The following is a 13,658-nucleotide window of genomic DNA, read 5'->3' on the forward strand; positions in this document are numbered from 1 at the left end:
CTTTTAACCTTTTAATCAATTACCAGTCTAAGTCTACACCGTTTGAAAGGTGTAAATCATCTTCTAGTTCTGCTAATTCTGCATCTGAATCAATTTTTTTGCCGCCTTTAGTAAAGACATGCAGCTCAGATTTAACTGAATCAGGGCGTTTAATTTTTTCACTAATTTGTAGCGCAACGTTATCGCGTGAGCGACCCATTTTAGCTCTAAATGTTGGTAACTCTTCAACAAACACAGTAATATGCTCTGGCATTTCAACAGGAATAATATCCCCCGCCTTAAGCTCCATAATTTGTTTTAAGCTTAAATCAACTTCAAGTAGCTGAGTCGACAAATCGACTTCTACATCCATTATTTCGTCGCGAAGTGCCTTGCTCCAACGTAAATCGGTATCTTCAGTATCAGACTGAACACCTGCATCCAGTAGCTCTCGAATAGGTTCGAGCATTGAGTAAGGCAGCGCAATATGAAAGTCACCACCGCCGCCATCAAGCTCAATATGAAAAGAGCTAATAACCACCACTTCGGTTGGGCTAACAATGTTAGCCATGGCGGGATTCACCTCAGAATCGAGATACTCAAACGACACATCCATAACCGGCGCCCATGCTTCTTTGTAATCTTCAAAGATTATTTTTAGCAGCATTTGCACGATACGGCGCTCTGTTGGGGTAAATTCACGCCCTTCAATTTTGGCATGATAACGACCATCGCCACCAAAAAAGTTATCTACCAGTATAAAGACTAAGCGCGCCTCCATGGTAATTAAACCAGTGCCTTTTAATGGGCGAAAACGCACCATATTCAAACTGGTTGGTACAAATAAGGTATGAATATACTCACCAAATTTGATCATTTGCACGCCATTAATTGACACCTCAGCGGTGCGGCGCATCATGTTAAATAAGCTAATTCGCATATGACGCGCAAATCGCTCATTAACAATTTCAAGTGTCGGCATGCGACCACGCACGATGCGATCTTGCGAAGAGAAGTCATACTGTAGCGTACTTCCCTCACCGTCTTCACCGTCGTGTATATCTTCCTCTTCGACCTCATCAACACCGTGTAATAGCGCATCAATTTCGTCTTGGGATAATAAATCGCTCACACTGACCCCTTATTGCATCACAAAGCCGGTAAACAGTACCCGCTCAATTACTTTACTTCCTTCCACATCCATCATTGCAGCTTGTACTTTATCAAGCGCAGTAAAGCGCAGTGTTTCTTTGCCTACACTGGTGCTTAGTTCATCTGCGGTAGTCATTGAAAATACACTCAATAGCGTACCTTCAATCAGTGGAATATGCTTTTTAGCAGTTTCTTCATTGCCATCTCCGCGCACCAGCAATTGCACTTTAATTTGTACAATTCTATCGCGACTCGCCCCTGGAACATTAAATATAAAAGGTCTTGGCATAGCAACATATAGCGCACTGCCGACCGTTGCCGAGGAGCTTGATGATTCTGCGGCTACTTCACCACTGGCGGCATCATCTGTTAAAGTTTCTACGGGCTCATCATCACCCGATAGTAAAAAGTAACCAGCTGCACCGCCAACAATAACTAATACAGCGGCTATAATTATAATGAGTTTGCTTTTATTTTTACTGACTTCTTCTATTTCTAAATTAGTATCTTCAGCCATTGTATTTCCTTTATTCGCAAAGGTATTTGCTTGTTTTAACTATTATAATAGCAGGACTTAGGCATAGTAATCTATTGATGATGACGTTTGTTGTCCAGAACTATGTGTTTGCTTATCTGGTTGCTCACTATTTGTCTCATCTGAAGAGCTATTATTAGCCATTTGACCTTGTGGCTGACTTTCTTGTTGCTCGTTTTGTTCTGGAGATGAACCACCATAAGAAATGCTGCTTTCACCTAGTTCTAAACCCTGTTGCATTAATAATTCTCTAAGCCTAGGTAATGATTGCTCCAGCGCTTCTTTGGCTTGCTGATTTTGCACTACAAAGTTTATTTGTGCTTGCTCCGCATCACTTCGAATACGAATTTGCATACTGCCCATTTCAGGTGGATCTAAACGAATTTCAGCTTCTTTGTTATTAATGCTTAACATTGAAGTAACGCGCTCTTGTAGCATTTTTGCGGCATCACTTTTAATAATATTTAATGCCTGTAAGGTGGCAGGATCAATGCTCACCTGTTTAGCTTGCGCAGTGCTTTGTAACTGCCCAGCCTGTAAACTTTGCGCTTCAATAATAGCTTGCTCGTAGCCTAAAGTATCGTATTTAGCGATAGTATTAAGCGACGATTTATCGAATATATTAATGATTTGAGAAAAAATCTGTGCAGCACGCGGTGGCATTTGTTCTGCGTTAGTGGCGCGCATACTCTCTTTTTGTAGTACATCAAGCTGTTTAGTAAGCTCCTCAGGCGTTTCGGCTATCGATTTAGAGCTTTCTGATTTTAGCTCAGGTTTTACATTAGCCGACTCTGTACCTTGTTGTGTTTTAGGTGTAACGCCTGCTATCAACGTATTATTAGCAAACAACGGCTTATCTTTGGCACTAGACAAAGTGTCTGCGTTGATAGCAGTTTCTAAATCACTGATAACCCCTTTTAATAAGGTAAGTTCTTTAGTAGGTATAGGCTCGCTTTTAATGTATCCCTGCAACTGATTAAGCAATGCCTGTTTTTCTGGGGTCGTTAGCGTACTTATTTGTGCATTAATGGCTTGTTGAGGAGTTTGCGGTTTCTCGCTTTCGCTAACATACTTACTGAGTAACTGCTTTAAATCCGCTACATTGTCTTTATTAATGGGCTTGCTCATCGCATCTAGCTCAGTAGCAAGTTCACCTTGTTGTGAAGGCGTTAAATTTGCTAAGAATTTATCAGCTTTTATTGCATTATCATCTTTTGATAACAACGCCAAAACAGACGCATCTATCGATGCTTTAGTGCCTGTAGAATCAGTCGGCTTATCTGATGGTTTTGCAACCGCTTGCTCATTTTTAACAGTCTCAGATTCTCCAGCTGTGGCAGCTGTCGCTATTGATTGAGTACCAAGCTGTGGAGACTCAACAGCAGTTTTGCTCGCTGACTCAGCACCTACAGCATTTTGTACTTGTAAAATAGCTGCATCATCAACAATTTCATCACTTGGCAAATTAATAACAATAGGTGCAAGCTTATCTTCAGGCTTAATGTTTATTTTGACACCATTTTTGTCTATTAACTCTGCGCCGCCATGAGAGTTATTTTTTACTGAGGTGTCGATTACCTGTGCCGCATTAATTTGCGCCAGCATATCCTCACCGCTCAAAGGCTTCTCTTCGCTAGTTTGCTCTTTTGGATCGGATGGTTCATCTGATGGTTGTTTTTTTGGCGCCTTAACCTCTGCATTTTGTGTATCAGAAGCTTGGTTAGCAAGTGCTAGTTGGTCAAAAAAGCCAGCATCATTACTGCTATCTAATTTTGCTTTATCACTGTCTTTATTAACTAGGTATGAGTCTTGCTCAGATACCGCCAACATTGAAATATCATTCATCGCCATAAATCACCTAATAAAAGCGGCAACAGCCCACCGCACAATCCTAAAAAACATTGCTCTTATAGAACATAAGCAATTAGTATGCCTACCTTACAGTGCTTTATTTCTTTGATAAAATTGATTAGAAGAAAACTCATCTAACATTTTTTGTTCATTCTTAGCCACCAGCATATCCGCTTTTAACTGTTGCTTTTCAATTAGCTTAGCAACCGCTTTCGCTTTAACTTGTTGTTTTAACCATAACGTTTTACGCTGGCTCACGACTTGTTTTGCAGTATTAACGGTACTCGCTTGTTGGCGAGTCGCCTCTTCAATCTTAGCTATGAATGCGTGATACTGGCTAAACCCAGCACTTGATAAGCCCGATTGCCCTTTAATATGAAGTTGCTGCGTATATTCAAGTCGAAAGTCATTTAAGCCTTGAAGCTTTTGCTGATTTAGCTGCAAGTTTTGATTTGCTTGCAAGTAGCTCATGCGTAATGTTTCTTCTTTTTCATTTTCAAGCTTAAGCAGCAAATGTAGTTTATTTTTTGCCATTATGCTTGTCCTAATAATTGTGCGAGCCCTTGTAGGCCATCATCATAACTAATCACGTCACGCATGCCTTGCTGTAAAAATGCGTTCACTCTTGGCATCATGTTTATTGCCTGATCAAGCATTTGGTCACTGCCTTTTTGATAAGCACCCAAGGTGATCATATCTTTGTTCTGTTGATACATAGAATATACTTGTTTAAGTACCCGAGCTTGCTGCATATGTGGCTCAGAAACCACTTGTGGCATCACTCGAGAAATAGACTTTTCTATATCAATAGCAGGGTAATGACCGCTGTCGGCTAAATCACGCGATAAAACAATATGCCCATCAAGTATGGCACGTGCGGCATCGGCTATCGGGTCTTGCATGTCATCACCTTCACTCAGTACAGTAAAAAAGGCAGTAATAGAGCCTTGCCCTTCTCCGCCATTACCAGCACGTTCCACTAATGCGGGTAATTTAGCAAATACTGAAGGCGGATAACCTTTGGTAGCAGGAGGCTCACCCACAGCAAGTGCTATTTCACGCTGTGCCATGGCATAACGCGTTACCGAGTCAAGCAGTAACAATACGTTTAGCCCTTGATCTCGAAAGTATTCTGCAATGGTGACTGCACTCTCACAGCCTTTTAATCGCATTAATGGTGAAGCATCAGCAGGCGCTGCCACAACAACTGAGCGTTTACGTCCTTCAACACCCAGTATTTCTTCAATAAATTCTTTTACTTCTCGGCCACGCTCACCAACTAAACCCACTACAATTACATCGGCTTCACTGCCTCGAGTCATCATGCCCAATAGTACAGATTTACCCACACCGGAGCCTGCAAATAAGCCCATACGCTGACCTTGGCCTACGGTAATTACTGAGTTAATAGCGCGAACTCCCACATCCATGGGTTTACTAATGGGGCGTCTTGCCAGTGGGTTTATTGCGTTTTGAGCGAATTTAAGTGTGTGTTCTGCGTTTATTTTCCCTAGCCCATCTAAAGGTCGCCCTAAACCGTCGATAACTCGGCCAAGTAAACTCATACCAACAGGTAAACCAGTGTCATTAACTTGAGGAATAACTCGGGCACCAGGAAGTACACCTGAGATATGATCATTGGGCATTAAATATAAGGTTTGATCATTAAAACCAACAATCTCGGCATCAACAAAGCCGCTCATGGTTTCAATTTTACATTGGCTGCCTACTGGAGCTCGCAGGCCTTTTGCTTCAAGTGTTAAACCAACCACACGGGTTAAAACACCCGCAACCGCAGGGGCTGGGGTTTTAATATGTTGTTGGTATTGAGATAAGCGTTCGCTTAATGAAGTATCGCTCACAGACATTGCACGCCAATAAAAAGTTAGATACCACTATTATGCAAAAAACTATCCAATGTTTCTTTGACACGAGTTTTCAAGGTCATATCTAAAGACGATAGTGTTGTCTTAACTTCACAACCGCCGCGCTCCAATGTAGGCTCTGGAATTAACTGCCAATGATTATCTTCAATAGCTTGCTCGCCATAACTGGTTTTTATAAGTGTTAGGTCTTCTGGGTGAAGATGAATTTTAACTTTCTGTTGCTCTGCATTCAATGCATCAATGCTTTTTTTCAAGGTATGTAAGATAATATCAGGCGAAGTTTTTATCTCTTGATAAATGATTGCTTCACTAAGCATAGTTGCTAACTGTACCAACTGCTTTTCTGCTTGCTCATCCACTTTTTTAAGTGGATCAGATAAACTATCTAACAAGCTGCGTAAGTGAGTTAACTGCTCATCCATCAAAGGTTTAACCTCTTCTTGACCTTGGGTTTTACCCAGCTCAACACCTTCTTTGTAACCAGCTTCTTTTCCCTCAGTTACGCCTTTATCAAAACCATCTATATAGCCTTGCTCGTGTCCTTGCTTAAGACCTTCCTCATACGCATCTTGGCGAATGCGCTCAAGCTCCACCATAGTAAGAGAAGGTAATTCTTGTTCTTCGGGCTCTTCATCTTGCTCTTTGGCCATTTCTTTATGGTATAGCTCTGCCAATGGCGTACCAAAAGCGGTCGAACGATTGCCAAAACTTCGCTCATCTGGCGCAACATCTGGAATTGGCCAATTTTTTAATAGCTCATCAGCTTCATCAGCGTGTAACGGGCGACCTTTTGAGTTACTCATAAATTATAAGAACTCCTCACCACCGCCACCACCAAGCATAATTTCACCTGAATCTGATAGACGACGAGCTGTTGACAGTATTTCTTTTTGTGCTGCTTCTACTTCACTAATACGCACTGGTGCCATAGCTTCTAAGTCATCAGCAAGCATTTCTGCTGCACGTTTTGACATGTTACCCAAAATCTTCTCTTTAAGCGCTTCGTCAGTGCCTTTAATGGCTTTCATCAGAACATCTTGAGGCACTTCACGTAAAATTGCTTGAATACCTCGATCCTCTACATCCATTAAGTTTTCGAAGACAAACATTAAGTCTTGAATTTGTTGCGACATTTCTTCGTCATGCTCACGGATAGAATCCATTAACTGCCCTTCAACATTGGTATCGAGGTAGTTCATAATATCTGCAGCCGCTTTTAAGCCACCCATCTTCGCAGCTTGTGCACCCGCTTGACCAGCGAATTGTTTTTCCATAATTTCGTTTAATTCTTGTAAAGCCGCTGGTTGAACTTCTTCTAAATTGGCAATACGCATGGTTAAATCTAAGCGCACTTTTTCAGGAAATTGCGCTAAAATCTCAGCAGATTGTTCCGGCTCTAAATAAGAAAGCACAATTGTTTGAATTTGTGGATGCTCATTACGAATAATATTCGCTACCTGCTTTGAGTCCATCCATTTTAATGAATCAAGCCCTTTGGCGCCTGAGCCCATAACAATTTGGTCTATCAAGCTGGCAGCTTTATCTTCACCTAATGCAGCAGTAAGTGCTTTTTTGATAAAATCTTCAGACTGAAAACCTATCGTACTAAAGCTTTGAATTTGTTCGATAAACAAGTTGTGCACTGCGCTGATTTTAGCTTGCGACAAATCATCGATTGCCGCCATGGCCATACCTACCTTTTGCACTTGCTTTGGCTCTAAGTGCTTTAGGATTTGCGCTGCATCTTCTTCAGATAAACTTAGCAATAATATCGCCGCTTTATCTACACCATCGAGCTTATCAACATCAAACGCCGGTGGTAGTTGTTTTTGTTCTTGATCAGTCATCTTCTGTTAACCACGCTTTCACTACTTGTGATGATAGTTCTGGTTCATTGGCTACAAGGGCACGAACCGCTTTCAATAAGTCTTCGTCGCCATGTAGGTCTGGTAACTGTAGTGTACCATCGCTTGAGAAGCCAACTGAAGCAGAATCAAAGTCATTATTTAGCATATCTAATGTGCTGTCACCAAGGTCAACACCTGAACTAAGAGAGTCTTCATCATATTCTTCAAGTGTATTATCTGGGTAAATTAATCGCTTAAGCATAGGCTTAACTACAGCTAAAATCAGTACAATAATAACCAGCGCACCCAATACTAAGCGCATCATTTTCATAAACCAGTCTTGTTCCCATAAAGGCAATTCGAAATCAAGCGCTGAGTCTTCACGAACAAATGGCACGGTCACTACTTCAAGTGCATCGCCACGTTGCATATCAAAGCCTACGCCACCTTGTAACAAGCGACGAATATTTGACAAAGCTTCTACCGAGCGTGGTGTCATGGTTGTTTCACCGTTTTCATCTACCGTGGGTAAGTAATCGACCGCTACAGACACACTAATTCTGCGGATCACACCCGTTTGCTGACGTTTATGAGAAATAGTGGTATCAAGTTCATAGTTACGGGTAGCTTCTTTGTGAGTACGACTTGGTGAGGTTGCAGTGCCTGCACCGCCAGCCATTGCATCTTCAGGTATCGTTGAGTTAACAGGAGGCTGATTAGTAAGTGCACCAGGAATACCTACCGCTAAACCACCGATATTATTTTCTTCGAAAGTGGTTTCACTTCTTACTGCCGGTAAATCTGGGTTGTAACGTTTTTGTGTTTCTTCTACTGCACTAAAGTCCATGCTTAAATCTACTTGGGCGGTGTAATTACCCAAACCAACGACGGGAATTAAAATGCTGTCAATTTTTTCTAGGTATTCTTGCTCACGTTTACGCTCTAGGTCGTATTCTTTACGAGAGCGTGCAGCCAAAGAGGTTTGCGAACCTGAATTTAGTAAGCGACCGTTTTGATCGGTCACCGTTACGCGAGAAGGCTCAAGGCCTTGCACCGCTGAAGCAATCATATCAACTACTGAGTCAACTTCTTCGCTATCTAATGAGCGACCACGCTTAAGCGTTAGTACTACTGTTGCTGAGGGTTTTTTCTCTCGACGAGCAAATACATTTTCTTTTGGAATAGCTAATAGTACTTTGGCGCGAGTAACGTTGTTTAGCTCTTCAATAGTACGGGCAAGCTGTTGCTCGCGACCATGTTTAAGGCGCTCACGTTCTAAACGTTGGCTTACTCCAAACCCCATGTCTTGCATAATAATATCGCTACCTGATGTTGGCCCTTGATCTAAACCTTCACGTGTCATCAGTAACTTAATATTTTGATACTCAGTTTCATCAACCGACACCACATTACCATCAAGTTCATAGTCAATTTTTTGCGCATCTAAAAAGTCGAGTGTTTCAATTAACTCTTGAGTTTGCATTTTACCTAATGGGCGCATATCTGGCTGACGAGCCCAGATAATCACGAAGATAGCAATAGCCAAACAAATGGCCAATGCAACAATCAGGGTAATTTGACGTAAAACATCAACACCACCTAGGGCGCTGAAATAGCCCGATTTTTGCTCTTGTTGATCTTCAGTTTCACTTTGCTCCATCATGCCATCAGCAAGTGCCAGATCTGTTGATTGATTAGATTGCGCCACAATAATTCTCCACTACCTAGTTAAACAGGCATGTTCATAATTTCTTTGTAAGATTCAACAAGCTTATTACGAACCTGTACCGTAGCTTCAAATGCCACAGAAGACTTTTGCGAGGCAATCATCGCCTCAGCAAGCGATACGCTTCTGTCGCCCATCTCAACTGCTTTTCTTTTTTGTCCTGTGTCTTGCTGAAGCTCATGCACTGTATTAAGTGCATTACTCAACATATCACCAAATTGTGCTGTAGACGTTGATTGCACTTGCGTTGGCAAGTTATTAACTTGGTTACTACGCGTGGCTTCTGAAGCCATAGATTGCATTTCTTGAAATAAAGCACTGTTTTGAATTTTCATAATTGTCTCTGATAATGCAGTAAACTCTTAAAGAGAATAAAGCACAAAACATGCCAAAAATAAAATTCAACTAGAACAATGGTTTACTATGTTTATTTGCGTAGTCAGAGTTTTGACAGCCCTAAAATCAGTTACTTAGTTTTAGAGCTGTTGAGGTTATGCAGGGAGGGAAATACCTAAATCGCGCATTTGCGCTAATTTGTAACGCAAAGTACGTGGACTTATACCTAAGGTTTCGGCTACTTCTTTACGTTTCCCTTGGCAACGCGCCAAGGTTTCTAGAATTATGCGATGCTCTTTATCTTTAAGCTCATCTTTATAACTCCCCGTGTCTAAGGCGAGCAAATCATTTTTTTGCTCATCTTCGGGCATTGTTTTTTCATCATAATAAGCGTTACTGAGACTATTGTTTATAGGCTCAGGCACTGACGTTGTTTCAACCACAAACTGAGTTGGGGTTAAATTTTCGATAAAAATTGCATGCTCATCAATAGTACTGCCACTGCGTAAAATTAAAGCACGTTGAATAACGTTATCCAGCTCTCGAACGTTACCCGGCCAGCTATGGCTAAGTAGCTTTTGTTCAGCGCTTGTATCTAGATACGCCATTGGCTCTTTGCTTTTACTTAAGTGACGTTCAATTAAATGCTTAGCCAGTACAATAATGTCGCCAGGACGCTCACACAGAGGTCGCCACAGTAAAGGAAACACATTGAGTCGATAATATAAATCTTCGCGGAACTGATTTTCAGCAACGGCCTCTTTTAATTCGCGGTTACTGGTTGCAAGCACACGTACATCTAGCGAAATAGTTTTCCGACCGCCTAAACGCTCAACTTCGCGTTCTTGTAATACCCGCAGTAGTTTAGCTTGTAAGCCTAAATCCATTTCGGTGATTTCATCAAGTAAGATAGTCCCACCCTGTGCTTGTTCAAACTTACCCGGGCAGGCCTGAATCGCACCAGTAAACGCGCCTTTTTCGTAGCCAAACAAAGTAGCTTCAAGCATGTTTTCAGGAATAGCAGCACAGTTAATTGCTACAAATGGTTCATTGCAGCGTTTTGACTTGTCATGAATATACCGTGCCAGCACTTCTTTACCTGAGCCACTTGGCCCAAGTACCATTACACTGGCATCTGAACGAGCAACTTTACCTGCAAGTTCAAGTAATTGAATACTACTAGGGTCGGCAACGATAGGACCGTCTGTTTCTTTTTCCTTTTCAGGTAAGTAACGGCTCACCATGTTCAATAGCACTTCTGGTGCAAATGGCTTAGCCATATAATCAATCGCGCCTAGGCGCATGGCTTCAACCGCATCATCAATAGTGGCATAGGCCGTCATCATTAAAACGGGTAAATCAGGGTGATTTAATTTAATACTGCGTAATAAATCTAAGCCACTCATTTCGCCCATTTGTACATCACTGACCACCAGTGAAAATACATCTTTTTTTAATAACAACATGGCTTGCTCTGCACTACTGGCTGCCGTGCAAGCGATGCCCGACATTTCTAGAGTATCAATTAATGCTTCACGAAGTCCGGCGTCGTCTTCTACAACTAAAATAGTGTTACTCATGTGACTCCCCTAATTTAGATGTGACACTAATAGGCAGCAACATACTAAAAATTGCTCCCCCGTGTGGGTTGTTGTTTGCCTCCACCCTTCCCTGATGCGCACTGGCTACCGAACTAACAACGGCAAGCCCTAAGCCTGTACCTTGGCTTTTAGTGGTATAAAAAGGTTCAAATATTTTCTCGCTCTGGACTAAGTCAATGCCTGGACCATTGTCACTCACGCTAATGCGTACAAAGTCAGAGTCTTGTTTGTCACGCTGGGCGCTAAGGTAAACCTGCGCGCCACTGCCAATAACTTGAATACTGTTGTGAATTAGGTTTTGAATAGCGCTTGCTAATGCGGTTTTATTACCCATGATTTCTATATCGGGTTCAGGTAAGCTCACATTTAATTCGCTATCATTGAGCGCTACCATGGCATCGGCACCAGCTTTTACTTCACTGAGTAACTGTTGCATCGACACTTGCTCAACTACCTGTTGATCACCACTTTTAGCAAATAGCAGCATGTCGTTTACTTGGGTTTCTAAATCTTTCAAGCGAGACATTAATTTTGTGTGAAAACTGCCGCGTGATGCTTCCGGTAAGCGCTTTGAGCCTAAGTTGGCAGCATACAACATCGCTGCTGATAACGGTGTGCGTACTTGATGGGCCAAAGATGCCACCATTTTACCTAACGCACTTAAACGCTGCATATGCGCGACTCGTTTTTGTAAGCGTCGGGTTTCAGTCAAATCGGTCATTAATATAAGTTGCCCAGGCTCTGGCGCAAGTGCGGTAATATCGAGTTTTATTAAGCGTCCATCTTTTAACGACACTTCATGACCATCATCTTGATGAGGACGAAATGAGCGCTGAATAACACTAAACCACTTCTCACCTTCTAGTGGTTCACCGAGCATATCGATAGCAATTTGATTCGCTTTAGCGATCATTCCTTTACCATCGAGTACAATCACGCCCGCAGGCATAGTATCAACTAAATGAGAAAGCCAACTTGCCTGTTGACGCAAATCACTCAACTCACCAACATACTCCTCTTGCAGTAAACATGGGTTATACTGGTTAGCAGAAATAAACTGGGGTTTTAGCACACTTGCAAGGGCCATAATCAACTCTCTAAAATAATGTAGATACAGTAGCTAATGCATAATGTGTACCAAAATTATTTTACAGTAAATTCAATAGATTAAACCGTAAAAACACGTGCCGTAAAAATGACGCGCAAAGGAAAATGTATGAATAAAGAGACTCAGTGCCGCTGCCCATGGTTAGATACAACAAAACCTGACTATGTGGAATATCATGATCATGAATGGGGCGTCCCAGTGTATGAGGATCAACTACTTTTTGAGTTTTTAACATTAGAATCGGCACAAGCAGGACTTAGCTGGTATACAATATTAAAAAAGCGTGAGAATTATAAAAATGCCTTCGCCAACTTTGATGTACACAAAGTAGCGGCCTTTACTGAACACGATATAGAAAAATTAATGCAAAATGCGGGCATAGTTCGCAACCGCTTAAAAATTGTCGCAACAATTAATAACGCGAAATGCTTTATTGCAATTCAAGAAGAATTTGGCAGTTTTAGTGATTATCAATGGCGGTTTGTTGGTAATAAACCTCAGGTAAACGATCTAGAAACACTGGCCGACTACCCTGCAGTTACTGAGGCATCGACGTTATTTGCGAAGGATTTAAAAAAGCGTGGCTTTAAATTTTTAGGCCCAACCACAGTGTATGCTTACATGCAGGCCTGTGGAATGGTTAACGATCATAGTAATGATTGCTTTAGGAAGGAAGAAGATATCGCGCAGTACTCATAGGTTAGTAATTAAAATAGATTTAGTTAGCCTGAACGATGCCAATTAAGTCTAGTTAAAAGCGTTACATTGTGCTGTTTTCATACTTTTTATTGATTCATTTCATAATTAATCTAACACTTATATTCTTAAATGTTCGAAAAAACTCCATTATCTTTAAAAAATTAAATGTGTTTATCTGTTAAAAACCAAGGGTCTTTCTCATATAACTCTGAGAATGCCTTGTTCATATCTTCGACAGAAATACAGCCAATTCCACCTCGACCTACCTTAGCCCTTTTATAAATACCTTTATCACTGGCATAACGGTTAAAGCGCTCGAAACTCGCCTGAGACCCCTCTATGTTTAAATCTCGAACCCATAAGGTTGATTTGCATGGAATATAGCATTTGCCATCAAACTTTTTACCATAAAATGTTTTGTCAAACCTATAAGATACATTATGTACTCTTTCAAAAAAATGTAATAACGTACTGCCTGCATCAAAGTTAATGTTAAGCACCTTAGCCTTTAATTGAACGAGTCGTGAAAAAGCGCTTCCCTCATCATAGGCATTTTCAGATACTTTATTTGTTAAGAAACTAGCATACTTTCCAATAGCAGAAACAGATACAGAAGGGTCATTGCTTCGCACTGACAATGGATTAGTCCTAATATATTCTGAGAACATACCACAGTCAGACGCTGTATCATTGACATTAAAATTCTCTCCTTTACCAAATGAATAAGTAAAGGTAGGTACCACTAAGGTACCTTGGCTTCCTAGTAAATTTAAAAAAGTACTAAGTATTAACTCTAAGGATTGCTGCTTGGAAGTAACTCCTTCCGGGTAACCTAGGTAACCAACATTACTATGACAAAAAACAGTATCACCTTTACAAATCCCTACAGATTGTAAAGCCAACTCAAAATCAGTCCTACTATAATGATAGTTTTGCAA

13 protein-coding genes are annotated in these 13,658 nt (G+C 41.2%); 1 reads left to right on the forward strand and 12 read right to left on the reverse strand.

Annotation, left to right across the window (positions count from 1 at the left end; all coding sequences use genetic code 11):
* Positions 1 to 19 precede the first annotated feature (19 nt).
* The 11 genes from fliM to FLM47_RS11360 all read right to left on the reverse strand — a co-directional run bounded on the left by fliM (position 20) and on the right by FLM47_RS11360 (position 12,000).
* A complete protein-coding gene (gene fliM, locus FLM47_RS11310; protein ID WP_010387912.1) occupies positions 20 to 1,111 on the reverse strand; it encodes a flagellar motor switch protein FliM in 1,092 nt (363 codons plus the stop codon).
* A gap of 9 nt (positions 1,112 to 1,120) precedes the next feature.
* A complete protein-coding gene (gene fliL / locus FLM47_RS11315) occupies positions 1,121 to 1,648 on the reverse strand; it encodes a flagellar basal body-associated protein FliL (protein WP_138605303.1) in 528 nt (175 codons plus the stop codon).
* Between the two features lie 57 nt (positions 1,649 to 1,705).
* On the reverse strand, positions 1,706 to 3,517 hold the full coding sequence (locus tag FLM47_RS11320) for a flagellar hook-length control protein FliK (RefSeq protein WP_178956410.1): 1,812 nt from the start codon (positions 3,515 to 3,517) through the stop codon (positions 1,706 to 1,708).
* An 87-nt stretch (positions 3,518 to 3,604) separates the two neighbouring features.
* Positions 3,605 to 4,051 (reverse strand): flagellar export protein FliJ, encoded by a 447-nt coding sequence (fliJ, locus tag FLM47_RS11325; RefSeq protein WP_010387909.1) that lies wholly within the window; start codon positions 4,049 to 4,051, stop codon positions 3,605 to 3,607.
* Positions 4,051 to 5,385: a flagellar protein export ATPase FliI gene (fliI, locus tag FLM47_RS11330; RefSeq protein WP_178956411.1), complete on the reverse strand. Its 1,335-nt coding sequence runs from the start codon at positions 5,383 to 5,385 to the stop codon at positions 4,051 to 4,053. The genes fliJ and fliI overlap by 1 nt, the downstream gene beginning before the upstream one ends.
* A 17-nt stretch (positions 5,386 to 5,402) precedes the next feature.
* Positions 5,403 to 6,206: a flagellar assembly protein FliH gene (gene fliH, locus FLM47_RS11335; protein ID WP_055013207.1), complete on the reverse strand. Its 804-nt coding sequence runs from the start codon at positions 6,204 to 6,206 to the stop codon at positions 5,403 to 5,405.
* A gap of 3 nt (positions 6,207 to 6,209) precedes the next feature.
* Positions 6,210 to 7,250, reverse strand: a complete 1,041-nt coding sequence (gene fliG / locus FLM47_RS11340) for a flagellar motor switch protein FliG (RefSeq protein ID WP_010387902.1) — start codon at positions 7,248 to 7,250, stop codon at positions 6,210 to 6,212.
* Positions 7,243 to 8,958: a flagellar basal-body MS-ring/collar protein FliF gene (gene fliF, locus FLM47_RS11345; protein WP_178956412.1), complete on the reverse strand. Its 1,716-nt coding sequence runs from the start codon at positions 8,956 to 8,958 to the stop codon at positions 7,243 to 7,245. Before fliF ends, fliG begins: the two co-directional genes overlap by 8 nt.
* Before the next feature lie 20 nt (positions 8,959 to 8,978).
* Positions 8,979 to 9,311 carry a flagellar hook-basal body complex protein FliE gene (gene fliE / locus FLM47_RS11350; protein ID WP_010387900.1) on the reverse strand — a complete coding sequence of 111 codons (333 nt, stop codon included), beginning with the start codon at positions 9,309 to 9,311 and terminating at the stop codon, positions 8,979 to 8,981.
* Between the two features lie 156 nt (positions 9,312 to 9,467).
* The gene (locus tag FLM47_RS11355) at positions 9,468 to 10,892 is read right to left on the reverse strand and encodes a sigma-54 dependent transcriptional regulator (RefSeq protein ID WP_178956413.1); all 1,425 of its coding nucleotides are present in this window, start codon (positions 10,890 to 10,892) and stop codon (positions 9,468 to 9,470) included.
* Positions 10,885 to 12,000 (reverse strand): PAS domain-containing sensor histidine kinase, encoded by a 1,116-nt coding sequence (locus FLM47_RS11360; protein ID WP_075169684.1) that lies wholly within the window; start codon positions 11,998 to 12,000, stop codon positions 10,885 to 10,887. The genes FLM47_RS11355 and FLM47_RS11360 overlap by 8 nt, the downstream gene beginning before the upstream one ends.
* A gap of 129 nt (positions 12,001 to 12,129) precedes the next feature.
* Here FLM47_RS11360 and FLM47_RS11365 point away from each other — a divergent pair, with 129 nt between their 5' ends.
* On the forward strand, positions 12,130 to 12,720 hold the full coding sequence (locus FLM47_RS11365) for a DNA-3-methyladenine glycosylase I (protein WP_178956414.1): 591 nt from the start codon (positions 12,130 to 12,132) through the stop codon (positions 12,718 to 12,720).
* 161 nt (positions 12,721 to 12,881) lie between these two features.
* Here FLM47_RS11365 and FLM47_RS11370 read toward each other — a convergent pair whose 3' ends face one another.
* Positions 12,882 to 13,658 carry an AAC(3) family N-acetyltransferase gene (locus tag FLM47_RS11370; protein WP_171039589.1) on the reverse strand — a complete coding sequence of 259 codons (777 nt, stop codon included), beginning with the start codon at positions 13,656 to 13,658 and terminating at the stop codon, positions 12,882 to 12,884.

The sequence above is a fragment of the Pseudoalteromonas sp. Scap06 genome (genome assembly GCF_013394165.1).
Lineage (GTDB): Bacteria > Pseudomonadota > Gammaproteobacteria > Enterobacterales > Alteromonadaceae > Pseudoalteromonas.